Source organism: Microbacterium sp. J1-1 (assembly GCF_024498615.1).
In the GTDB taxonomy this organism is placed as follows: Bacteria; Actinomycetota; Actinomycetes; order Actinomycetales; family Microbacteriaceae; genus Microbacterium; species Microbacterium aurugineum.
Genome location: NZ_CP089590.1, coordinates 3,254,027 through 3,276,336, shown reverse-complemented (window position 1 = coordinate 3,276,336; position 22,310 = coordinate 3,254,027). Strand labels below are relative to the sequence as shown.

19 protein-coding genes are annotated in these 22,310 nt (G+C 68.7%); 17 read left to right on the top strand and 2 right to left on the bottom strand.

Annotated elements, in window-relative coordinates; all coding sequences use genetic code 11:
- The first annotated feature begins 78 nt into the window (after window positions 1-78).
- The 15 genes from LRQ07_RS15930 to rlmN all read left to right on the top strand — a co-directional run bounded on the left by LRQ07_RS15930 (window position 79) and on the right by rlmN (window position 18,918).
- A complete protein-coding gene (locus tag LRQ07_RS15930; RefSeq protein WP_256535178.1) occupies window positions 79-780 on the top strand; it encodes an MgtC/SapB family protein in 702 nt (233 codons plus the stop codon).
- Between the two features lie 71 nt (window positions 781-851).
- The gene (locus LRQ07_RS15925; RefSeq protein WP_256535177.1) at window positions 852-1,760 is read left to right on the top strand and encodes a sugar phosphate isomerase/epimerase family protein; all 909 of its coding nucleotides are present in this window, start codon (window positions 852-854) and stop codon (window positions 1,758-1,760) included.
- Window positions 1,757-2,920: a Gfo/Idh/MocA family protein gene (locus LRQ07_RS15920; RefSeq protein ID WP_256535176.1), complete on the top strand. Its 1,164-nt coding sequence runs from the start codon at window positions 1,757-1,759 to the stop codon at window positions 2,918-2,920. The genes LRQ07_RS15925 and LRQ07_RS15920 overlap by 4 nt, the downstream gene beginning before the upstream one ends.
- A 61-nt stretch (window positions 2,921-2,981) precedes the next feature.
- Window positions 2,982-4,391 (top strand): extracellular solute-binding protein, encoded by a 1,410-nt coding sequence (locus LRQ07_RS15915; RefSeq protein ID WP_256535175.1) that lies wholly within the window; start codon window positions 2,982-2,984, stop codon window positions 4,389-4,391.
- A gap of 2 nt (window positions 4,392-4,393) precedes the next feature.
- Window positions 4,394-5,338, top strand: a complete 945-nt coding sequence (locus LRQ07_RS15910) for a carbohydrate ABC transporter permease (protein ID WP_131493373.1) — start codon at window positions 4,394-4,396, stop codon at window positions 5,336-5,338.
- Complete coding sequence (locus tag LRQ07_RS15905) at window positions 5,335-6,189, top strand: carbohydrate ABC transporter permease (protein WP_205802363.1); 855 nt, start codon at window positions 5,335-5,337, stop codon at window positions 6,187-6,189. Before LRQ07_RS15910 ends, LRQ07_RS15905 begins: the two co-directional genes overlap by 4 nt.
- Window positions 6,189-7,262, top strand: a complete 1,074-nt coding sequence (locus tag LRQ07_RS15900; RefSeq protein ID WP_131493375.1) for an ABC transporter ATP-binding protein — start codon at window positions 6,189-6,191, stop codon at window positions 7,260-7,262. Before LRQ07_RS15905 ends, LRQ07_RS15900 begins: the two co-directional genes overlap by 1 nt.
- A complete protein-coding gene (locus LRQ07_RS15895) occupies window positions 7,262-8,518 on the top strand; it encodes a CehA/McbA family metallohydrolase (RefSeq protein ID WP_256535174.1) in 1,257 nt (418 codons plus the stop codon). The genes LRQ07_RS15900 and LRQ07_RS15895 overlap by 1 nt, the downstream gene beginning before the upstream one ends.
- A gap of 43 nt (window positions 8,519-8,561) precedes the next feature.
- Entirely contained in the window at window positions 8,562-11,246 is a 2,685-nt protein-coding gene (locus LRQ07_RS15890; RefSeq protein WP_256535173.1) for a hypothetical protein, read from the top strand.
- Between the two features lie 57 nt (window positions 11,247-11,303).
- Window positions 11,304-12,260, top strand: coding sequence for a 5-dehydro-2-deoxygluconokinase (iolC, locus tag LRQ07_RS15885; RefSeq protein ID WP_256535172.1), 957 nt, complete (start codon window positions 11,304-11,306; stop codon window positions 12,258-12,260).
- A 1-nt stretch (window position 12,261) separates the two neighbouring features.
- On the top strand, window positions 12,262-13,161 hold the full coding sequence (locus LRQ07_RS15880; RefSeq protein WP_131493381.1) for a deoxyribose-phosphate aldolase: 900 nt from the start codon (window positions 12,262-12,264) through the stop codon (window positions 13,159-13,161).
- A 42-nt stretch (window positions 13,162-13,203) separates the two neighbouring features.
- Window positions 13,204-14,727 carry a CoA-acylating methylmalonate-semialdehyde dehydrogenase gene (locus tag LRQ07_RS15875; protein WP_256535171.1) on the top strand — a complete coding sequence of 508 codons (1,524 nt, stop codon included), beginning with the start codon at window positions 13,204-13,206 and terminating at the stop codon, window positions 14,725-14,727.
- A gap of 24 nt (window positions 14,728-14,751) precedes the next feature.
- Window positions 14,752-15,660 carry a 5-deoxy-glucuronate isomerase gene (gene iolB, locus LRQ07_RS15870; RefSeq protein ID WP_256535170.1) on the top strand — a complete coding sequence of 303 codons (909 nt, stop codon included), beginning with the start codon at window positions 14,752-14,754 and terminating at the stop codon, window positions 15,658-15,660.
- Window positions 15,660-17,570, top strand: a complete 1,911-nt coding sequence (gene iolD / locus LRQ07_RS15865) for a 3D-(3,5/4)-trihydroxycyclohexane-1,2-dione acylhydrolase (decyclizing) (protein WP_256535169.1) — start codon at window positions 15,660-15,662, stop codon at window positions 17,568-17,570. The genes iolB and iolD overlap by 1 nt, the downstream gene beginning before the upstream one ends.
- A 58-nt stretch (window positions 17,571-17,628) precedes the next feature.
- The gene (gene rlmN / locus LRQ07_RS15860) at window positions 17,629-18,918 is read left to right on the top strand and encodes a 23S rRNA (adenine(2503)-C(2))-methyltransferase RlmN (protein ID WP_047520961.1); all 1,290 of its coding nucleotides are present in this window, start codon (window positions 17,629-17,631) and stop codon (window positions 18,916-18,918) included.
- Here the strand turns inward: rlmN and LRQ07_RS15855 are convergent.
- Entirely contained in the window at window positions 18,867-19,493 is a 627-nt protein-coding gene (locus LRQ07_RS15855; RefSeq protein WP_256535168.1) for an NAD(P)H-dependent oxidoreductase, read from the bottom strand. The genes rlmN and LRQ07_RS15855 overlap by 52 nt on opposite strands.
- Before the next feature lie 65 nt (window positions 19,494-19,558).
- Between LRQ07_RS15855 and LRQ07_RS15850 the strand changes: the two genes are divergently transcribed.
- Window positions 19,559-20,131, top strand: a complete 573-nt coding sequence (locus tag LRQ07_RS15850; protein WP_256535167.1) for a TetR/AcrR family transcriptional regulator — start codon at window positions 19,559-19,561, stop codon at window positions 20,129-20,131.
- Between the two features lie 173 nt (window positions 20,132-20,304).
- Window positions 20,305-21,930 carry a DUF4407 domain-containing protein gene (locus LRQ07_RS15845; protein ID WP_256535166.1) on the top strand — a complete coding sequence of 542 codons (1,626 nt, stop codon included), beginning with the start codon at window positions 20,305-20,307 and terminating at the stop codon, window positions 21,928-21,930.
- A 40-nt stretch (window positions 21,931-21,970) separates the two neighbouring features.
- Here the strand turns inward: LRQ07_RS15845 and LRQ07_RS15840 are convergent, their stop codons facing one another.
- Window positions 21,971-22,279 (bottom strand): hypothetical protein, encoded by a 309-nt coding sequence (locus LRQ07_RS15840; RefSeq protein WP_256535165.1) that lies wholly within the window; start codon window positions 22,277-22,279, stop codon window positions 21,971-21,973.
- Window positions 22,280-22,310 lie beyond the last annotated feature (31 nt).

Below are 22,310 nucleotides of genomic sequence, written 5' to 3'. Positions count from 1 at the left end.
GTGGCGAGGGGCGGCGCTGAGCAGCGAAAAGTCCTGAGGATGCTTAAAGTGCTATTGTGCTGACATGAAGGAGTCGGCGTGAGCTACGTGTGGGATCCGCACCTGTTCGTGGAGCTCGGTCTCCTCGCCTTGGCCTTCGTGCTCTCGGTGGCGGTCGGTGTCGAGCGCTCCCGGAAGCTCAAGAGCGCGGGGCTGCGCACCCACGTCCTCGTCGGGATCGGTTCCGCCATCTTCACTCTGATCTCGGCGTACGGATTCGAGGGGGTCCTCGGGCCTGACGTGGCCGTCGACCCCTCCCGCATCGCGGCGCAGGTCGTGTCCGGGATCGGGTTCCTCGGGGCCGGCGTGATCTTTGTGCGCAACAATGCCGTGTCGGGGCTGACGTCGGCGGCGACCATCTGGGTCGTGGCGGCGATCGGCATGGCCTGCGGTGCCAACATGCCTCTCCTGGCGATCGCCGGCACCGGGCTGCATCTGCTCACCGTCGGTCCGCTCTCCCGTGTGCGCGATCGTCTGCGCCCGGAACCCGAGAGGCTACGGGTCACCGTCCAGTACGAGGCCGATCGGGGTGCTCTCCGTGAGGCGCTCGCGGCCGCCGAGCGACGCGGTCTGCCGGGCACCCTTCTCGGAGCGGCCCGGATCCACGGCGATTCCGACATGCGCGCGACCCTCGAGTTCGTCGAGGCCTCTCCCGACAAACGCTCGGACCTGATCGATGCGATCGCGCGGCTCGATGGCGTGCGTTCGGTCGTCGTCCAGGGGGCCTCCGATGATGATTGATGCATATGTAATTACCTGCTAACATTTTCACTGGGCCTCGGTCCGACCGTTCAATGGAGAAAGGAAATCGAGTGATCCGTATCGCGAATGCGCCGGTGAGCTACGGGGTCTTCGAGCTCGCACGCCCGGACCTCGTCGCACTTCCCGAAGGCGAGGAACTTGCGCGCTGGATCAGCGAGGCCGGCTACCAGGGCATCGATCTCGGACCGGTCGGACTTCTCGGACGAGGCGCGGAGCTGACGGATCGCCTGCGGCGCCACGGCCTCGAACTCGCGGGCGGATGGGTGGACCTTCCGTTCGCCGGTGCCGACGACGACTTCGCCCGCGCGATGGCGGACCTCGATGACATCCTCGACGTGTTCGTCGCTGCGGCGGAGGCCGGGCCGACCCTTGCTCCTCTGCCCACGCTCGCCGACTCGGGCAGCGCGGCACGCAAGGCGCGTCCTGGTGGCGCTCCCGAACTCACGCTCCGTGGGGACGACTGGGCGCGGTTCGCCGATCGCGTCAACATCGCGACGGCGCGTGTCCGCGATCGCGGGCTCGAACCGACCTTCCACCACCACGCGTGCACGTATGTCGAGACGCCCGAAGAGGTCGACGCGCTGCTGGCATCGACCGACGTCGGTCTCACCTTCGACTCCGGTCACCTCCTCATCGGGGGCGGCGACCCGCTGCCCGACTTCCGCCGGTGGCGTGACCGCATCAATCACCTGCACCTCAAGGACGCGCGCACGCGGATCCTGCACGAGGCGTTGCAGGCCGATGACCCGATGCGCTCGGTCTGGGAGAAGCGCGTCTTCGTCCCGCTGGGGCAGGGGGATCTCGCCGTCACCGAGCTCGTGGAAGAGATCATCGGCAGCGGATACAGCGGCTGGCTCATCGTCGAGCAGGACGTCGTGCCGCGCTCGACCGCTGAGGTCGAGCGGGCCAAGGCCGAGCAGGTCGCCAACCGTGACGCCTTGCGGGCGTGGTTCGCGTGAGCGTCACCCGCGTCGCCGTCATCGGGTTGGGGGCGATCAGCCAGAGCGTGCACCTGCCGATGCTGCGCAGGAACGCGGAGGACTTCGAGATCGCCGCACTCGTCGATCTCTCCGCCGAGCGCACCGCCGACATGGGAGCCCGCTACGGCGTCGCCGCGGACCGTCGGTTCTCGTCCGTCGATGCCCTCGTCGCCGCGAAGGACGACGGCGTGCTCGCGATCGACGCCGCCATCCTCGCCACCACCGGCTCCCACGCCGGCGACACGCTGCGGCTCGTGAAGGCCGGCATCCGTGTGCTCGCCGAGAAGCCCCTCGCCTACTCGATCGCCGAGCTCGACGCCCTTGCCGCCTACGCCGTGGACGCCGGGATCGACCTGCGTGACTGGGTGCGCGTCGGCTACATGAAGGAGTACGACCTCGCGTCGCAGCACGCGAAGCGCCTCCTCGCTGACGTCGACCTGCGTGCGATCAGCGTGCAGGTGATGCACCCGCTGGACGGCTCGCAACTGGAGTACGCCCGCCTCGCGGCGCGCACCCACGACGTCTCCGCGGAAGTCCTCGCCCCGCTGATCGCAGCGACGGGGACGATCGTGGACTCGGCCGTCGGCGCCGACCTCCCGACCGACCTGCGCACGCTCTACACGAACGTCGTGCTGGGTTCCATCGTCCACGACGTCGGACTGCTCCGTATGCTCGTCGGCGGTCTGGGCGATGTCGACTTCGCCCAGCACTGGGGTCCGAAGATGCCGGGATCGGTGCACCTGCGGGGCACGCTCGCTCGTGACGAGACCCCGTGGACCCTCGATTGGCACTACATCGACGGTTACCCCGATTACCAGGAGACCGTCACCTTCCATCACGAGACCGGAACCGTCGAACTGCTCTTCGGTGTTCCGTACGTGACCAATCTCCCCACCGTCCTCCGCGTGACGGAGAGTCACCCGGAGCTCGGCATCCGCGTGAGTGAGTCGCGGTGGATGCAGCAAGAGGCTTTCGAGAACGAACTGTTCGCGCTGGCGGCACTGGTCCGCGGCGAGCGTCCCGACGGGGCGAGCGTCGAGGAATCGATGGCCGACGTGCGGGTCGGGCAGCGGATGATCCGCGCGCTCGCGCTCTCGAAGGGCGTCACGCTCGACTCGGGCGTCGAAGCCGCGCAGTAGTTCACCCACATCCGCGACCGAGCGCATCCGCTCGGCGTTCAGCGATACAGAAAGGTCAGAAATGGTCACGTACGGAAAGCGCCGCCTGCTTGCGGCGTTCGCCCTCACCACTGTCGGTGCGGTCGTCCTGGCTGGCTGCTCCGGAGGATCGGAGCCGGAGACCGAGGACGAATCCGGGCCGGTCACCCTCACCCTCACCACCAACTCCATCACCGGCGGCAAGAACAGTGCCGAAGCGGACTGGATCGCGGACTGGGTCATCCCCGAGTTCGAGAAGGCCATGGACGCGGAAGGCAAAGACGTCACCGTCGAGTTCCAGCCGCAGGGCGTCGATGATGAGGACTACAAGACCAAGATCGCCCTCGATCTGCAGTCTGGCAAGGGTGCCGACATCATCGGGATGGACGGCATCTGGGTCGGCGAGTTCGCCGAGGCCGGATACATCAAGCCGCTCTCCGACGTCGGCGGTGAGGCGGTCGACGACTGGGACGGCTGGGCGCAGATCCCCGACGCCGTGCAGAACGCCCTCTCGTTCGACGGCGACCGCTATGGCGTCCCGCAGGGCGCCGACGGTCGCGTGCTGTACTACAACAAGGACCTTTTCGCCCAGGCGGGGCTCGATGAGGACTGGGCTCCGGAGAGCTGGGACGACATCCTCGACGCGGCGCGCGACCTCAAGGACCTCGACGGCGTCACCCCGATCCAGCTGAACGCCGGTACGGCGATGGGCGAGGCGACGACGATGCAGGGTCTGCTTCCGATGCTGGTCGGGACCGGAGAGCAGGTGTACGAGGACGGCAAGTGGATCGGTGCCACCGACGGCATGGAGAAGACGCTCGACCTGTACGAGACGATCTACGTCGACGAGGGGCTGGGCGACCCGGTCCTCCAGCAGGAGGCGTCGGGACGCGACACCTCGTTCCAGCTCTTCGCCGAGGGCAAGATCGGCATCCTGCTCGAAGGCGACTACTTCTGGCGTTCCGTGATCAACCCCGCGGAGGGTGTGGGCACGGCGCCGATGGCCGATCGCGACACCACCGTCGGGTACGCCAAGATCCCGGCGATCGAGCCGGGCGACGGCATCAACGGTCAGGACTACGTCTCGATGTCCGGGGGTACCGGGCGCGTGCTCAACCCCAACTCGAAGCACGCAGCGCTCGCCTGGGAGCTGCTCGCCTTCATGAACTCGCCGGAAGCCTACGAGGCGCGTGCCGCCGGCACGCTCTCGATCTCCCCGCGCAACGACGTGAACGAGAAGCTCCTGTCGTCCGACCCCATGTTGACGTTCGTCAGCGAAGAGGTCCTGCCGATCACCGCCTACCGTCCCGGCCTGGCCGCCTACCCGCAGGTGTCCGTGCTGCTCCAGCAGGCCACGCTCGACGTCGCCACCGGGACGTCGGTCGATGACGCCCTGAAGACCTACGTCCGTGGTCTCGAAGGCGTCGTGGGCCCGGACGCGATCTCCGAGTGACCATGACGCAAGCAACGATGCCGGCGGGGAGCGTCACCGCTCCCCGCCGGCGCCGCGCGGAGGATGTCGCCGGTCTCGGCCGGGCGAGGGCGACCCTGTTCGCGGCGCCCGGTCTGCTCCTGATCGGCCTGTTCCTCCTCTTCCCGGCGCTCTGGACCGTCTACCTCGGGATGACCAACTACCGGCTCACCGGCTTCGCCGCCGCCAACCCGGAGTTCGTCGGACTCGAGAACTTCTCCACGGCGCTCAACGACCCGCGGTTCTGGAACTCGCTGTGGCTGACGCTGGTGTTCGTGCTGGTGTCGGGGATCATCGGGCAGACCGTCCTCGGCTTCGCGCTCGCCTGGATGCTGCGCAACGTGCGGGCCGGCGTCAAGACCTTCGTCGAGACGCTCGTCCTCGCGGCCTGGGTGATCCCCGCGTCGGTCGCCTCGTTCCTCTGGCTCGCGCTCCTCGACCGGCGCACGGGCACTCTGAACTCCCTTCTCGGGACAGAGGGGGCGGCCTGGCTCATCGAGCATCCGATGGAGTGCATCATCATCTTCAACATCTGGGTCGGAACGGCGTTCTCGATGCAGTTGTTCTCCTCGGCGATCAGCGCCGTCCCGCCGTCACAGCTCGAGAGCGCCCGCATGGTCGGGGCCAACACGTGGCAGCAGCTGCGTGATGTGATCCTCCCCAACATCAAGGGGCACTTGCTGACCAACACGTTGCTGATCACGCTGTGGACCTTCAACACCTTCACCCCCTACCTGCTCACCGCGGGCGGGCCGAACGGTCAGACCGACATCCTGTCGGTGTACATCTACCAGACCGCCATCCCCGGCGGGCAGCTGGGACTCGGAGCGGCGATCTCGTTGATCATGCTCCTCATCAACCTCGTGATCGCGCTGATGTACACGCGCGTCTCGCGAGGGAAGAGCTCGAAGAAGAAGGTGCGCTCATGATGACCACCATCAAGACCGTCGTGCGCGACCGGTCGGTGACCCATTTCGTGTCGCGGATCCTCTTCACGATCGTGATCGTGCTCGTGTCCCTGTTCTTCGCGCTGCCGATGGTGTGGCTGGTCCTGGCTCCGTTCGACGCGACGCCGTCGCTGACGGTGTCGTGGCCGGACTGGACGCTCGACAACTTCGCCCGCCTGGCGGAGAACCCGTACGCCCTGAAGTCGATCCTCAACTCCTTGATCCTCGGCATCGGGACCATGGCGCTCGTGATCGTGCTCGGAGCCCTGGCCTCGTACGCGATGAGCCGGATCAGCATCCCGGGGCGCGACGGCATCCTCTACGGGCTGCTGCTCCTGTCGTCCATCGTGACGGGGACGGCCGCGATGGTCCCGACCTTCCAGCTCATCAATCAGCTGCAGCTGATCAACACTCACGTCGGCGTCATCCTCGTGTTGGCCGGCGGGATCCTCCCGACGGTCATCTTCATCCTCAAGGACTTCATGGATTCCATCCCGAAGTCGTACGAGGAATCGGCACGGCTCTACGGTGCGGGCCCCTTCCGCATCCTCAAGGACGTCGTGGTGCCGATCGCCCGTCCGGGCCTCGCGTTCATCGCGATCTGGACCATCGTGCAGGTGTGGGGCAACTTCCTCGTACCGTTCCTGCTTCTGCGCACGCCCGACATGCAGCCGGCCGCCGTGCTCATGTACACCTTCTACACCGAGAGCGGCCAGGCCGATCTCCGACTGATCTCGGCGTTCTCGCTGGTGTTCTCGGTGCCCGTCCTTCTCATCTACTTCTTTGTGAACCGTCGCTACGGTTTCCGCTTCCACGGAGGGATCAAGTCCTGATGGCCGCCATCATTGCAACCGAACTCGTCAAGGAGTACCCCGGCGGGGTGCGCGGCGTCGACAGCGTCGACGTCGAGATCGCGGACGGCGAGTTCTTCGCGCTGCTCGGTCCTTCCGGGTGTGGGAAGACCACGCTGCTGAGGTCGATCGCGGGCCTGGAGAGCATCACCTCCGGAAAGCTCACGATCGGCGAGAAGGACGTCACCAACGCCGAGCCGGGTGAGCGCGGCGTGGCGATGGTGTTCCAGGACTACGCGCTGTTCCCGCACATGGACGTCGGCGACAACATCGCCTACCCGCTGCGGATCCGCCGAGTGGGCAAGGGGGAGCGTCGCACCACGGCGGAATCCGTCGCGAACGGTCTGTCGCTCAACGGCCTGATCGAGCGCCGACCCGGTCAGCTCTCCGGTGGCCAGCAGCAGCGCGTGGCCCTCGCTCGCGCCGTGGCGACCCGGCCCGATGTACTGCTGTTGGACGAGCCGCTGTCGAACCTCGATGCGCGGCTGCGGCTCGAGGCGCGGACCTTCCTGAAGGAATTGCAGCGCGACCTCGGTGTCACCACCGTGTTCGTGACGCACGACCAGGCGGAGGCTCTCGCTCTCGCGGATCGGATCGCCGTCATGAAGGCGGGGAAGCTCCAGCAGATCGGCTCGCCGCGGGAGATCTTCCACCGTCCGAACAACACCTTCGTCGCCGGGTTCATCGGCTCCGTGCCGATGAACCTCCTCGAGACGACGGTCGCGGCCGGTCATGTCCGCATCGGCGACGCGGATGTCCCGGTCCCGCCGGAAGCCGCCGCGGCGGTGCGGGATGGGCAGACCGTGAGCTGGGGCATCCGTCCCGAGTACCTGCGCTGGTCGGCCGAACCCGTCGCGGACGGAATCGCGGCGGAGGTCGTCGTGACCGAAACCCTCGGTGCGACGAGCCTCGTGCTCGTGAGCGCGGGGGAGCACAAGCTCCAGGTCGTCGTTCCCGAGGAACAGGAGCCCGCCGCGGGCGACCGTGGCTGGATCGTCCCGCAGCTCAACCGCGCGCTGCTGTTCGACGCCGAGAGCACCGAGCGGATCGGCTGATGGGCACCGTCCGCACCACCCTCCATCTCACGCACGACATTCAGAACGCCGATCGCTACGTGCGGGTGCCGTTCGACGTGCCCTCGGGCACGGATTCGCTCGAGGTGCGCATCTCCTATGACACCGAGGCGGCCGTGATCGACCTCGGCTGCGAGGGGGCGGCAGGGTGGCGCGGATGGTCCGGCGGCGCGCGGACCACGTATGTGATCCGCACGGACGACGCCACCCCGGGGTACCTTCCCGGGCGCCCGGAAGAGGGCGAGTGGAACGTGATCCTCGGGGTGCACCGACTGAGCGCCGGTGGCGCCGACGTCATCGTCGAGATCCTCCTGCCCGCGGAATCGACGATCGACCACGGCCCGGTCGTCGCCCCCGTGGCGGGGGTACCCCGCGGAAGCTCGAGGAACCTCCCCGCCTCCGCAGGTCTGCGGTGGTTCGCCGGCGACTTCCACGCGCACACCCTCCATTCGGACGGCCGCGAGAGCATCTCCGGCCTGGCGGCACTCGGGGTGAGCGCCGGACTCGACTTCCTGGCCGTCACCGACCACAACACCACGAGCCACCACGCGCATCTCCCCGGGATCGGGGAGCAGCACGCGATCACGCTGCTGCCCGGCCAGGAGGTGACCACGCACCGTGGTCATGCGAACGCCTTCGGGGACATCGGCTGGATCGACTTCCGCCGTCCCGCGCAGGAATGGGTCGACGAGGTCGAGCGCCGTGGCGGCATCCTGAGCGTGAACCACCCGATCTCGGGGGACTGCTCGTGGCTGCACCCGCTCTCGCGCCTGCCGCGTGCCATCGAGCTCTGGCATTCGACGTGGTACCGCGAGCTCATCGCCACGTCGCCGCTCGCGTTCCACGAGCGCTGGGGCAAGGACGCCGTCCTCCTCGGCGGTGCCGACTTCCACATGCAGAGCCAGGGCATCGGGCCCGGTACGCCGACCACCTGGGTCGCCGCGGAAGACGCCTCGCCCGAGGCGATCCTCGCCGGAGTCGCTGCGGGGAGGACCGCGATCATGGGCGGGGTCACCGTGCGGGACGGGCTCAGCGCACCCGACCTCTTCACCGCCCCGGTCCTCCTGCGCGTCGATGACGAACTGCTCGCCGTCGACGCCGACGGTCTGATCCTCGTCGACGGTGCCGGTGAGCGTCGCTCGGTGCACGGAGACCTCGCCTCTTTCACCGCCGATCGGGCCGCCGGCCCCTACTACCTACTGCATCCCGACCGCAGCATCGCCGCCCTGTGCGCCTGACCGGCCGCACGCATCTTCCGCAGAGAATCAGGAGTCCCCGCCCGTGACCAGTGAGATCGTCGTCGTCCCCCACACCCACTGGGACCGCGAATGGTATGAGCCGCACGATGTCTTCCGCCTGCGCCTGGTGCACATGCTCGACCGGCTGATCGGGATCCTGGAGGCCGAGCCGGAGTACCGGTTCACGCTCGACGGACAGGCCGCGGCGATCGAGGACTACCTCGAGATGCGTCCGGAGATGCGGGACCGGGTCATGGCTCTGGTGCAGCGGGAGCAGCTGAGTGTGGGCCCGTTCCTCATCCTGCTCGACGAGTTCGGCTGCGACGGCGAGACCATCATCCGCAACCTCGAGCTCGGTCGCGCCGCGAGCGCGCGTCTGGGCCGCACCATGCCGGTCGGCTACCTCCCGGACATGTTCGGCCATGCGGCGCAGATGCCGCAGATCCTGGCCGGGTTCGGCATCCGTCACAGCGCGCTCTGGCGGGGTGTGCCCGCTGACGTCGCTGAGCACGCGTTCGCATGGGTCGCCCCGAACGGCGATGCCGTGCGCTGCGAGTACCTCTTCGACGGCTACGGCAACGGGCTCGACATGTTCGCTCTGCCGGGTCAGCTCCCCGCGCTCGCCCCCGACTACGCCGCCCGCACCGCGTCCTGGTACGGCGACGACCCGGTGCTCGCGATGCTGGGCACCGATCACTCCGCACCTCCCGAAGACCTCGCCGAGGTCATCCGGGACTACGACGCGACGGGCCGCGAACCGCACCTGTCGATCGCGACCCTCGACGGGCACCTCTCGCGCTATGCGACGGATGCCGCGGCGCTGGCCGTTCTTCCGCAGGTGCACGGCGAGATGCGCTCGCACGCCCGCGGCAACCTGCTGCCCGGGGTGTTCTCGATCCGCACGAACCTCAAGCGCGAGATGGCCCGTTCGGAGCAGGCGCTCACGGCCGCCGAACGACTCGACCTGATGTTCGGATCCCGCGACCACCGCTCCTTCTTCGACACCGCCTGGTACCGCCTCGTGGAGAGCACGGCGCACGACTCCGTGACCGGCTGTGGCATCGACGCGACGGCTGAGCAGGTCGGGACCCGCATCCATACTGCGGGGCACATCGCCCGTGGGGTCATCGACACCGTCCTCCGTGATGTCTCGGCGGCAGTGTCGCCTGCGCAGCACCTCGTGTTCAACCCCTCGGGCTTCGCTCGGCGTGCGCAGGTGGAGGTCACTCTGCACAGGGTGGATGCGGCGGCGCTCCCGGCGGGCGTGCAACTGCTGGACCCGCTGCCCACCGTGCTCGGCGACGAGCGGATGCGCAGCTCCGACCTGCCCAAGATCCTCCGCCGCATCCACGGGCGTGAGCTCTTCGGGCAGCAGATCAACGGGTACGAGTGGGGCGAGCAGTCGCTCCGCTTCCAGGTGGCGGAGAGCCCTGAGGGTGTCTGGGACCTGGCGGCTTTCACCGTGGAACTGGAGGAGCGCGTGGCGGCGGATGCCGGCGGCGACGACCTCTGGCATGTCGAGACCATCGCCGATGCGCGCCACCGTGCGCTGCTGGCGGTGGACGTCGACGGTCTCGCGCTCGCCGCGGTGGCCGAGGCGACGGCGGCGGTTTCCGATGACCCGGTCACGGTGACCACCGGATCGCTCTCGAACGCCGCGCTCACCGCGACCGTGAACGCCGATGGCACCGTGCGCATCGACGGGGCGGACGGCTCCTCGATCGACGGCGCCCTCGCCCTCGTCGATGACGGCGACTGCGGCGACTCCTACAACTACGGCCCGGTCGATCCGGCCTCCGCGGTGAGGAGTGCGTCCTCCGTCGACGTCGCCGTGATCGAGGAGGGGCCGCTGCGCGGACGCCTCCGCATCCGTCGGGTCTACGACCTGCCGGTGGGGCTGACCGAAGACCGGACACGTTCGAGTGAGACCGTGCCGCTGGTGACCGAGACCACGATCGAACTGCGCGAGGGGGAGGGCTTCCTGCGTGTCGGCATCGACTATGTGAACACGGCCTCCGACCACCGGCTCCGGGTGCTCGTCCCCGTCGGGGGTGCGGAGCTCGACGCCTCCCGCAGTGCCGGGCAGTACGCGACGACCGTCCGTGGTCGCGAGGCCGAGGGTGGCTGGGGTGAGTTCCCGTTGCCGACCTACCCGGCGTACCGCTTCGCCGCGGCGGGTTCGACCGCGGTTCTGGTGCAGAAGCTGTCGGAATACGAGCTCGTGTCGACGCTGGGCGCATCCGATGCCCTCGCGGTCACCCTGTCGCGCTCCGTCGGCATGATGAGCGTCAATGTGCATCCGTTGCGTGACGAGCCCGCCGGTTCCGAGATCCCCGTGCCCGGTGCGCAGTACCTCGGAGTGGCCGTGCACACGGACCTGGCGATCCTGGTCGGCGCGGATGATGCGACGGCCGTGCGTGCCGCCGACCTCTTCCGGCACGACCCGCTCGTGGTCCGTGGTTCGGGCGAGACCGACGGTCCGGTGCCCGAGGCAGCCTTCCCGGTCGAGCTCTCGGGCGACGTCGTGCTGGAATCGGCGCGTCGGGTTGGTGATGCCGCTGAGCTCCGATTCGTGAACTACCTGTCCGACGCTCGCCACGTGGCGTTCTCGGCACCGGGGTCCTGGACGCGGGTCGACCTGGCCGGTGCGGTTCAGGAGGCCGCGTTCGACGCGTCCTCCGCGCGCACGGACGCGGGCGCGATGCTGAGCATCCGACGATCGCTCTGAGCAGATCACGACATTAGTGCTAATGTTAAGACAAATGCGCGAAGGAGTGGAGGGGTGATGTCGGAAGAACGATCGGTCCTGGAGATCCTGACCATCGGGCGCCTGGGCGTCGACCTGTACCCACTGCAGGACGGCGTCGGTCTCGGTGACGTCACCAGTTTCGGCAAGTACCTCGGTGGAAGTGCGGCCAACGTGGCCGTCGCCGCTGCTCGCTACGGGCACGACACCGCTCTGCTCTCCCGGGTGGGAGACGACCCCTTCGGGCGGTACCTTCGCGAGGAGCTGGAGCGACTCGGGGTGCGGAGCGACTTCGTCGCGACCGATCCGAGCTACAAGACGCCGATCACGTTCTGCGAGATCTTCCCGCCGGACGACTTCCCCCTGTACTTCTATCGCGAGCCCACTGCTCCCGACCTGCAGATCCGCCCCGGCGACGTCGATGCGCAGACCGTGCGGGAAGCGACGCTCCTCTGGTTCACGGCGACAGGCCTGAGCGAGGAGCCGAGTAGACAGACCCACCTCGACCTCCTCGCGTCGCGGGGACGCCGTGCGCACACCGTGTTCGACCTGGACTACCGACCGATGTTCTGGGAGGCGCCGGAGGCCGCGCGCACGCAGATCCAGCGTGCGCTCGAGTTCGCCACCGTCGCCGTCGGCAACCGCGAGGAGTGTGAGGTCGCGGTCGGCGAGACCGAACCGCAGCGTGCCGCGGACGCGCTCCTGGAGCGCGGCGTGGAACTGGCGATCGTCAAGCAGGGGCCGCGCGGTGTGCTCGCCAAGACGCGGTCGACGCAGGTGGAGATTCCGGCCACCCCGGTCGAGGTCGTCAACGGGCTCGGTGCCGGCGATGCGTTCGGTGGCGCGCTCTGCCACGGCCTGCTTGCGGGATGGGAGCTGGAGAAGACGTTGATCTATGCGAACGCGGCGGGCGGCATCGTGGCCGGCCGCCGGGAATGTTCGACGGCGATGCCGACGGAGCGCGAGGTCGCCGAGGTCGTGAACGGAGATGCATGAGATGACAGCACTGACCGAGGACGACTTCCACCGGCTCCGGACGGTGCGTGCGGAGTCGCCGCGAGCGATCCGCGAGACGCTGGCCGGGCGACGTCGTCGCGAGATCATCCGCGGCGACGGGCGGCTGTTCATCATCGCGGCCGACCATCCTGCGCGCGGTGCGCTCGCCGTCGGCGGCTCGCCGTTCGCGATGGCCGACCGCTACGAGCTGCTCGACCGCCTCGCGATCGCCCTGCGGCACCCGGGCGTCGACGGCGTGCTGGGAACCCCCGACATCATCGACGACCTCGCCGTGCTCGGTCTGCTCGACGACAAGATCGTGGTCGGCTCGATGAACCGCGGTGGCCTGCGGGGGGCGAGCTTCGAGATGGACGACCGCTACACGGGGTACGACGTGCCGGCGATGGTGGACTCGGGAATCGACTTCGCCAAAGCGCTCCTGCGGGTGAACCTCGACGACGACGGGACGGCACCCACGCTGGCCTCGACGGCGGAAGCGGTCACGGCGGCCGCACGCGCGGATCTGCCGATCATGCTGGAGCCGTTCCTGAGTCGACGCGTGGACGGCCGGGTCGTCAACGATCTGAGTCCGGATGCCGTGATGCTGTCGATCGCCATCGCCAGCGGTCTGGGCGCGAGCAGCGCCAGCTCCTGGCTGAAGCTGCCGGTGGTCGAAGACATGGAGCGCGTGCTGGCGGCGACGACGTTGCCGGTGCTGCTCCTCGGCGGAGACGCGGGCGCCGACCCCGACGACACGTTCTCGTCCTGGGAGGATGCTCTCTCGCTGCCAGGAGTGCGCGGACTGACGGTCGGACGCACGCTCCTGTACTCCTCCGACATCGACGTCGCGTCCGCCATCGACGTCGCCGCCTCTCTGGTCCACCCCGGGCTCACCGCCTGAACGCCTCTTCCCGCCTGAACGCCACTTCGCCGAAGGACACGTATGACCACCGCCTCCACCATCCCCACCATCGGACACTGGATCGACGGTGCCGCCCGTGCGTCGACCAGCGGCCGGACGGCTCCGGTGCACAACCCCGCGACCGGGGCCGTGACCGGACACGTGGCTCTGGCCGACGACGCCGAGATCGCGGAAGCGATCGCGTCCGCGCGGCGAGGGTTCGAGGTGTGGAGCGGCTACTCGATCGCGCGGCGTCAGGCGGTGATGTTCGCGTTCCGTGAGCTGCTGCACTCGCGCAAGGGTGAGCTGGCGGAGATCATCACGGCCGAGCACGGCAAGGTGCGTTCGGACGCGATGGGGGAGATCCTGCGCGGACAGGAGGTGGTGGAGCTGGCCACCGGGTTCCCGCACCTGATCAAGGGCGCGTACTCGGAGAACGTCTCGACCGGCATCGATGTGTACTCGCTGAAGCAGCCGCTCGGGGTCGTCGGCATCATCTCGCCGTTCAACTTCCCGGCGATGGTGCCGATGTGGTTCTTCCCGATCGCGATCGCCGCGGGCAACGCGGTCGTCCTCAAGCCCAGTGAGAAGGATCCGTCGGCGGCCCTGTGGCTCGCTGCGCTCTGGGCCGAGGCGGGGCTTCCCGACGGCGTTTTCACGGTGTTGCAGGGCGACAAGCAGGCCGTCGACGGACTGCTGGAGAGCCCGGATGTCGCGTCCATCTCGTTCGTGGGCTCGACGCCGATCGCCCAGTACATCTACGAGACCGCATCGCGCAACGGCAAGCGGGTCCAGGCGCTCGGCGGGGCGAAGAACCACATGCTGGTGCTGCCGGACGCCGATCTCGACCTCGTCGCCGACCAGGCGGTGAACGCCGGGTTCGGAGCGGCCGGCGAGCGGTGCATGGCGGTCTCCGTCGTGCTCGCGGTCGATCCGGTGGCGGATGAGCTGATCGAGCGGATCCGGGAGCGCATCGCCGCTCTCCGCATCGGCGACGGAGCGGGTGGGGTCGACGGCGAGCCCGACATGGGGCCGCTGATCACTGCCGAGCACCGGGCGAAGGTGTCCGGGTATGTCGACATCGCCGAGGCCGACGGAGCGCGGATCGTGGTCGACGGCCGGGGTCTGACGGTCGACGGGCGCGAGGACGGCTTCTGGTTCGGACCGACGCTCATCGACGAGATCCCGACCTCCTCGCGCGCCTACCAGGAGGAGATCTTCGGGCCGGTGCTGTCCGTGGTGCGGGTGCAGACCTTCCAGGAGGGAGTGGACCTGATCAATTCCGGTCGCTTCGGGAACGGGACGGCGATCTTCACGAACGACGGCGGCGCCGCACGTCGGTTCCAGCACGAGGTGCAGGTCGGGATGATCGGCATCAACGTGCCCATCCCCGTCCCCGTGGCCTACCACTCCTTCGGCGGGTGGAAGGCGTCGCTCTTCGGCGATGCGAAGGCGTACGGTGTCCATGGCTTCGACTTCTTCACCCGGGAGAAGGCGATCACCAGCCGCTGGCTCGACCCCGCGCTGCACGGCGGCATCGACCTCGGCTTCCCCCAGAACAACTGAGCTTCGGATCGGGCAGGAGGCGTCATGACCGAGCAGGGGCAATGGTTCCACCGCCGAGGGACGATCGGCCGCGACGGGTGGGAGAGCGTCGTCGACGCTGCGATCCCGGGATGGACGCACACCGGCATCCGCATCGGAGCGCTCGCCGCGGGGGAGACCCTCGCGCTCGCCGAGGCCGGGGTCGAGCGGATCATCGTGCCGCTCGCGGGTTCCTTCACGGTGCAGCACACCGAGCAGGGCGCGACCTCGCAGGCGACGCTCGCCGGCCGCCGGTCGGTCTTCGACGGGCCCAGCGACGTGCTCTACCTGTCGTCCGCAGCCTCCGCGGTCATCACGGGAGTCGGTCGGGTGGCGGTGGCCTCCGCGCCCGCATCGGCCGTGCATCCGACCCGGCACATCCGCGCCGCCGAGATCCCGATCGAGCTCCGCGGAGCCGGCACCTCCAGCCGGCAGGTGCACAACTTCGGCACCCCGGAAGCGCTCGACGCCGAGCGCCTCATCGTCTGCGAGGTCATCACGCCCGCGGGGAACTGGTCGTCGTATCCGCCGCACAAGCACGATGAGCACGTGTCGGGACGGGAATCCCGGCTCGAGGAGATCTACTACTTCGAGGCGGCCCCCACGCGGGTCGGCGGCGATGCCGGTGCCGCCGAGGCCGCGTTCGGGATGTTCGCGACCTATTCCTCGGACGCGGGCGCCATCGATATCTCCGAGCGGGTGGGCACCGGTGACATCGCGCTGGTCCCGTTCGGATTCCACGGACCCGCTGTCGCCGCACCGGGCTACGACCTCTACTACCTGAACGTCATGGCCGGCCCCGATCCGGAGCGGGTGTGGCTGATCACCGACGACCCGGCGCACGCGTGGGTGCGCGACAACTGGAGCGGGCAGGACATCGATTCCCGGCTTCCCTACGGACATGGAGATCACTGATGCAGACGAAGCGGATGACGGTCGGCCAGGCCCTGGTCGAGTTCCTCTCGCGGCAATGGACCGTCGACGGCACCATCCGTGAGCGCACCGTGCCCGGTATGTTCGGGATCTTCGGCCACGGGAACGTCGCGGGTCTCGGTCAGGCGCTGCAGCAGTACAACCTCGAGCAGCCCGATCTGATGCCCTACCGCCAGGCCCGCAACGAACAGGCGATGGTGCACCAGGCGGTGGGCTTCGCGCGGATGCACCGGCGTAGGGCCACGTTCGCGAGTGCGGCCTCCGTGGGGCCGGGCGCGACGAACATGCTCACCGGTGCGGCCCTCGCGACGACCAACCGGCTCCCGGCGCTGCTGTTGCCGAGTGACACCTTCGCCACCCGGGTCGCCGATCCCGTCCTGCAGCAGCTGGAGCGCCCGCACGACATCGGGCTCACGGTGAACGATGCGTTCCGCCCGCTCTCGGTGTTCTTCGACCGGGTGCAGCGCCCCGAGCAGCTCTTCTCGATCGCGCTCGCGGCGATGCGCGTGCTCACCGATCCGGCGGAGACGGGGGCGGTGACGATCGCCCTCCCCGAGGACGTGCAGGCCGAGGCGGTGGACGTCCCGCTCGAATTCCTCCAGGAGCGTGAGTGGCACATCCGCCGGCCGCTGCCCGAACGCGGACCGCTCGAGCGTGCCGTGGCCGCGATCCGCGGCGCGAAGCAGCCGCTCATCGTCGCCGGTGGGGGTGTGATCTATTCGGAAGCGGAGCAGGCACTCCGTGCGTTCGCCGAGGCCACCGGCATCCCGGTCGGCACCACGCAGGCGGGCGGTGGCGCATTGCCCTGGGACCACCCGCAGAATCTCGGCGGGATCGGTGCGACGGGAACCACCGCCGCGAACCGGATCGCCGCCGACGCCGATGTGATCATCGGTATCGGCACGCGCTACAGCGACTTCACCACCGCGTCGCGCACCGCCTTCCAGAACCCGGATGCGGTGTTCGTGAACGTCAACGTCGCCGCCTTCGACGCCTACAAGCACGGCTCGCAGCTCCCGCTCATCGCCGATGCCAGGGAAGCGCTGGTCGCGCTCACGGGCATGCTCGGGGACTTCCGGATCGCGACCGATCTGAGCGCGCGGATCGCCGACGAGAAGCGGCGATGGGATGCGGTGGTCGACCACGCTCTCGCGCCCACGGGTGGCGAACTGCCGGGGCAGCCCGAGATCATCGGCGCCGTGCGCGGGTCGGTGGCCGATGCGGACGTCATCGTGCAGGCGGCCGGCTCGCTCCCCGGAGATCTGCACAAGCTGTGGCGGGTGAGCGACCCGCTCGGCTACCACGTCGAGTACGCCTACTCCTGCATGGGGTATGAGATCGCGGGAGGCCTCGGCGTCAAACGGGGGCTCCTCGCATCCGGTGACGAACGGGACGTGATCGTCATGGTCGGCGACGGCTCGTACCTGATGTTGAGCTCCGAACTCGCGACGGCCGTGGCCGAGGGCATCAAGATCATCGTCGTGCTCGTCCAGAACCAGGGATACGCCTCGATCGGGCATCTCTCGGAGACGGTGGGCACGGAGCGCTTCGGCACGAAGTACCGGAGCTACGACGAGGAGACGCGGAGCTTCCAGCACGGTGACGTGCTCCCGGTCGACCTCGCGATGAACGCTCGCAGCTACGGCGTCGACGTCATCGAGATCGCACGGGGGTCTGCGGCGATCGATGATCTGCGCGCTGCGGTCGCCACGGCGAAGGCCTCGGAGCGGTCGACGCTCATCCACATCGACAGTGACCCGACGGTCTACGGTCCGGACGGGGAAGGATGGTGGGACGTGCCGGTGGCGGCGGTCTCGACCACGGACACCGCACAGCGGGCCCTCGACGAGTACGGGCAGCAGCGTGCTGCACAGCGTCCCCTGCTGGGCTGACGTCACGGAAGCACCGCACCCCAGGGCCTTCCCATCCGTCACCGCGTACCCTGGAGGTATGACGGAGAATCCCCGCACGCGCGAGACGCGCCCCCAGGCAGCGCCCGCGTCGTCCCGTTCGGGGGCGGTCCGCGAGACGCGCACGGCACAGGTGCGCCCCCGGACCGAGGGGTGGACGCAGCAGAAGGATGCCGAGGGGCGCCCGCTGCTGCAGTTCGCGAGCCCCAAGCGCGGCAAGCCGCCCGTGCATCTGGCCGACCTCACGCCGGCCGAGCGCACCGAGAAGGTCAAGGAGCTCGGGCTCCCTGGCTTCCGCGCGAAGCAGCTATCGACGCACTACTTCCGCCACTACACGTCCGACCCCGAGCAGATGACGGACCTCCCGGCCGATACCCGGGAGCAGCTCGTCGCCGGGATGCTGCCGTCGCTGCTCACCGAGGTGCGACGCCTCGAGACTGACCGCGGCGACACGATCAAGTTCCTGTGGCGTCTGCACGACGGCGCGCTGGTCGAGTCGGTGCTCATGCGCTACCCCGGCCGCATCACGCTGTGCGTGTCGAGCCAGGCCGGCTGCGGCATGAACTGCCCGTTCTGTGCGACCGGCCAGGCGGGGTTGACCCGCAACATGTCGACCGCGGAGATCATCGAGCAGATCGTTCGTGCCAACCGACTGATCGCCGACGGCGGCCTCGGTGGCAAGAAGGCCGACGACCACAGCATGGAGCGCGTGTCGAACATCGTGTTCATGGGCATGGGCGAGCCGCTCGCGAACTACAAGCGCGTGATGGATGCGGTCCGCTCGATGGTGGCTCCGCAGCCCGACGGTCTGGGCATGAGCGCGCGCGGCATCACCGTGTCCACCGTGGGTCTCGTGCCGGCGATCAAGAAGCTCGCCGACGAGAACATCCCGGTGACCTTCGCGCTGTCGCTGCACGCCCCGGACGATCACCTCCGCGACGAGCTCATCCCGGTGAACTCCCGCTGGAAGGTCGATGAGGCCCTCGACGCCGCGTACGAGTACTACGCCAAGACCGGTCGTCGCGTCTCGATCGAGTACGCGCTCATCAAGGACATGAACGACCACGCGTGGCGTGCCGACCTGCTCGCGGAGAAGCTCAATCAGCGCGGACGCGGCTGGGTCCACGTGAACCCGATCCCGCTCAACCCGACGCCCGGTTCGGTCTGGACCTCGTCGGAGATCCCGGTGCAGAACGAGTTCGTCCGGCGACTCAATGACGCCGGTATCCCGACGACCCTCCGCGACACCCGCGGCAAGGAGATCGACGGCGCCTGCGGTCAGCTGGTCGCCACGACCGAGGACGAGGCCGCCTCCGCAGCGATGAGCTGAGGCGTCACGCCCGCTCGGCGACCGTCGAGTGTGCCGAGGTGTTCGGCGCGGTCGAGCCACCGTGCGACCGTGGCGGTGTCGGCGTCCTTGACGCCGAGCATGCGGTGGACGCGTACGGACCGCACGCCGCACAGACGCAGGGTGTTGCGGGCCACCTGGGTCTGCGCGGGCAGCCTGGTGAACGGCACCGCGAACCACGGGGTGTCCGCGAGCAGGAGCAGTCGGCCGCGGCGTGCGGGTAGCAGCCCCTCGGGGAGGCCGAGCTTCGTGTAGCGGTACTCCTGCTGCGGAAGCAGGGCGCGGTCGAAGAAGCCCTTGAGCACCGCGGGGACCGAACCCCACCAGAGCGGCGTAGCGACGACGATCGTGTCGGCGTCGTGCAGGGCCTGCTTGGCATCGGCGAGGTCAGGCTCGAGGGGCATGCGCTCACGGTAACCGAAGCGCAGGTGGGGATCGAAGTCCAGGTCACGCAGTGCGAGCACCCGGGCGTCTCCGTGTCCGTCGGCGTACCGCCGGGCCAGGGAAGCGGTCAGGGAGCGGGCGTCGGGGTGGCCGTCGATCACGAGAGCGGGCATGTCAGGTTCCTATCTGGACAGTGTCAAGCTGGTGGACACTGTCAAGATAGGAGAGAATGTTGCTCATGTCAAGTTCGAAGGACGGCTACCACCACGGCGATCTCGCCCACGCGCTGGAGGATGCCGCCATGCAGCTGCTGGAGCGGATGCCCGCGGCGGAGATCAGCCTGCGCGAGGTCGCCCGGGCCGCGAACGTCAGCCACAACGCGCCATACCATCACTTCTCCGACCGGCTCGGGCTGCTCAAGGTGCTCGCCGAGCGGAGCATGGCCGACCTCCTGGCGCAGGTCCGCAGTGACGCCGAGAAGGCACCGACCCCGCGCGCGGCACTCACGGACGCGGGTTCTGCCTACATCCGCTTCGCCGTCGAGCATCCGCACGCGTTCGATGCGGTGTACGACCCGACGGTCTGCGTCCCCGGATCCCCGACCGCGACGATGGCGCCACTGATCGACGGACTTGAGGCGGTGCTCGCGGAGGGCGTCGCCGCGGCAGGTCTGGACCAGCCGACCGATGCCGTCGTGGTGTGGGGGCTGATCCATGGACTCGGCACGCTCGCCGCTGCGGGGCACTTCACCCTCGACGATGCCCTCGTGGCCTACGCGGCGGCCCTCGATCGGCTGCTCCCGTCCCCCTGACCCTGCTCCGGTCTCCTTGACCCTGCTCCGGTCTCCCGGCCCCTGCTCCGGTCGCGATATGGCAGGCAATCGCGGCTCGGAAGCTGACATATCGCGACGGGAACGTGGGATTCCGGGTGGACGCCGAGGAATCTTCCACGCTATCCACAGGCGAGGTTTCGTAGATTGTCGGGATGCCCTATTCCGCCCATCGACCGGGTCGCTACGACTCGCAGGGTCGGATCATCCTCGACAGCGAACCCGACGCCGTCACGGATGACCTCGACTTCCTGCGCGAGTTCGAGCCCACCGGCACCGAAGACGCCGCACGCGACGCGTCGGTCGCAGCTTCCGCCGAGCAGACCCCGATCGCCGATGCGGTCGCTGCAGACGAGCCCGCCCCGGTGAAGACTCCGCGTGCGCCTCGTGTCCCGAAGGAGCGGAAGAAGCGCGTGCCGCGTGCTCCCGGTTCGCGCGCGCGGACCCTGGCGATCCTCGGCGGCGCGGAGGGCGAGATCCTCGACCGCGTCCCGGGCGAGACCCCCCGCTTCGTCCAGATGTTCTTCGTGCTCGCCGGCACCGCGCTCGTCTCGGCGATCTCGATGCTCTTCGCCCTCACCACCGGTGTGCAGGCGGCGCTGTGGCTGGCTGTACCCCTGGCTCTCGTGTGGGCGCTCATCATCTTCAACCTCGATCGGTTCCTGACCTCGACCATGAGCTCGACGAGGAGCGTCTGGCGGCTCATCGGCCTGGCGATCCCGCGAGTGATCATGGCGGCGATCATCGGTTTCGTGGTGGCGGAGCCGCTCGTGCTCCAGATCTTCCACAACGACATCGCCCGTGAGGTCGCGTCGACCAACATCACGCAGTCGCAGTCCGATCAGGAGGCCCTTGAGTCGGGGCCGGAGAAGATCGCGCTGGACGCGGCCTCCGCCAAGGTCGCCGAGCTCGAGAACCAGGCAGCGACCGGGATCGTGGCGGGAACGGACTCGTCGTCTGCGACGGAGTCGGCCGCACAGGCCACGGTCGACGACGTCACCGCGAAGATGACCGCGCAGCAGGAGGTCATCGACCAGGCGCGCGTGCTGTACCAGTGCGAGCTGACCGGCGAGGGCGCAGGCACGGTCCCCGGGTGCACCGGGGTCAACGGAGAGGGTGCGAGCTCGGATGCCGCGAAGGCACAGCTCGCCGAGGCCCAGCAGACGTACGACGCGCTCGCCGCCCAGCTGCGCACCGCCAACGAGGAGCTCGCCGCGGCCGGCACCGCCGCCAAGGAGAACACCTCCACGTCCGAGGCGCAGAACCGGGAGCAGGCCAAGTCGCAGCTGCCGACCGCGCGCGACACCTACGACCAGGCGCTCGCCGCGTACAACGCCCGGGCGGATGCCGTGGCGCAGGGCAATGCCGGAGCCGTGGGGCTGCTCAGCCAGATCAGCGGTCTGAACCGGTTAAGCGAGAAGGAGCCCACGATCCTGTGGGCGCACATCCTGATCGCGGCCCTGTTCTTCATGATCGAGCTGCTGCCGGTGCTGGTCAAGGTGCTCACGAGTTACGGTGACCCGAGCCTGTACGAGAAGGCGGCCGCGATCCGCAAACAGGTCGCTCTCGACAAGGTGACGGCGGAGGGCTTCCGAGACCGTGCGCAGATCGTGACGGCTCAGTCCCAGGGGATACACGCGGAGGCCGGCTCCGGTGAGCCGCAGACGCGTGCGGAACGCCGCGAGGCGGCCGAGGCGCAGGAGCGGGAGAGGGCGGAGAAGCGCGCGCAGGCGCAGACGCTCGAGGAGCAGGAGCAGCTGGTTCGACCGACGATCGGCTGAGAGGTGAATCGCGGTTCGGCGGGACGGCACGAGCCTCCGGTCACGCGAGTTGCGGAATCCGCTCCGGCACCCCTGGCTCCTGCTGCGGGGAGAGTTCGCCGATCCGGAGGCTTCCCCGTGCCGGGTCGTCGTGGACAGCGGCGGCGATCGAGCGGATCAACGCAACCGTGGACGGGGTGCGCGCCCAGCGCGCTCCGGTCATCAGCGCCTCGACGCGGGCGAGCGGATGCTGCAGCGCCACATCGTGCTGACGGGCATCGTCGCTGAGCCACTCCAGGAGCTGTGTGATGGTCCAATCGGGGTTGATTGGACCAGTTCTTGGAAGACTGGTGGCGAGATTCCTGTTCATTGGTCCAGAATCGGATCTCATGAGCGCGAGT

Excerpts from the sequence above, each read along its gene's own strand:
- iolB (WP_256535170.1), top strand. The coding sequence starts at position 14,752 with ATGACCGAGCAGGGGCAATGGTTCCACCGCCGAGGGACGATCGGCCGC.
- LRQ07_RS15880 (WP_131493381.1), top strand. The coding sequence starts at position 12,262 with ATGACAGCACTGACCGAGGACGACTTCCACCGGCTCCGGACGGTGCGT.
- iolD (WP_256535169.1), top strand. The coding sequence starts at position 15,660 with ATGCAGACGAAGCGGATGACGGTCGGCCAGGCCCTGGTCGAGTTCCTC.
- LRQ07_RS15915 (WP_256535175.1), top strand. The coding sequence starts at position 2,982 with ATGGTCACGTACGGAAAGCGCCGCCTGCTTGCGGCGTTCGCCCTCACC.
- LRQ07_RS15840 (WP_256535165.1), bottom strand. The coding sequence starts at position 22,279 with ATGAACAGGAATCTCGCCACCAGTCTTCCAAGAACTGGTCCAATCAAC.
- LRQ07_RS15845 (WP_256535166.1), top strand. The coding sequence starts at position 20,305 with ATGCCCTATTCCGCCCATCGACCGGGTCGCTACGACTCGCAGGGTCGG.
- LRQ07_RS15850 (WP_256535167.1), top strand. The coding sequence starts at position 19,559 with ATGTCAAGTTCGAAGGACGGCTACCACCACGGCGATCTCGCCCACGCG.
- iolC (WP_256535172.1), top strand. The coding sequence starts at position 11,304 with ATGTCGGAAGAACGATCGGTCCTGGAGATCCTGACCATCGGGCGCCTG.
- LRQ07_RS15875 (WP_256535171.1), top strand. The coding sequence starts at position 13,204 with ATGACCACCGCCTCCACCATCCCCACCATCGGACACTGGATCGACGGT.
- LRQ07_RS15895 (WP_256535174.1), top strand. The coding sequence starts at position 7,262 with ATGGGCACCGTCCGCACCACCCTCCATCTCACGCACGACATTCAGAAC.
- LRQ07_RS15905 (WP_205802363.1), top strand. The coding sequence starts at position 5,335 with ATGATGACCACCATCAAGACCGTCGTGCGCGACCGGTCGGTGACCCAT.
- LRQ07_RS15855 (WP_256535168.1), bottom strand. The coding sequence starts at position 19,493 with ATGCCCGCTCTCGTGATCGACGGCCACCCCGACGCCCGCTCCCTGACC.
- LRQ07_RS15900 (WP_131493375.1), top strand. The coding sequence starts at position 6,189 with ATGGCCGCCATCATTGCAACCGAACTCGTCAAGGAGTACCCCGGCGGG.
- rlmN (WP_047520961.1), top strand. The coding sequence starts at position 17,629 with ATGACGGAGAATCCCCGCACGCGCGAGACGCGCCCCCAGGCAGCGCCC.
- LRQ07_RS15910 (WP_131493373.1), top strand. The coding sequence starts at position 4,394 with ATGACGCAAGCAACGATGCCGGCGGGGAGCGTCACCGCTCCCCGCCGG.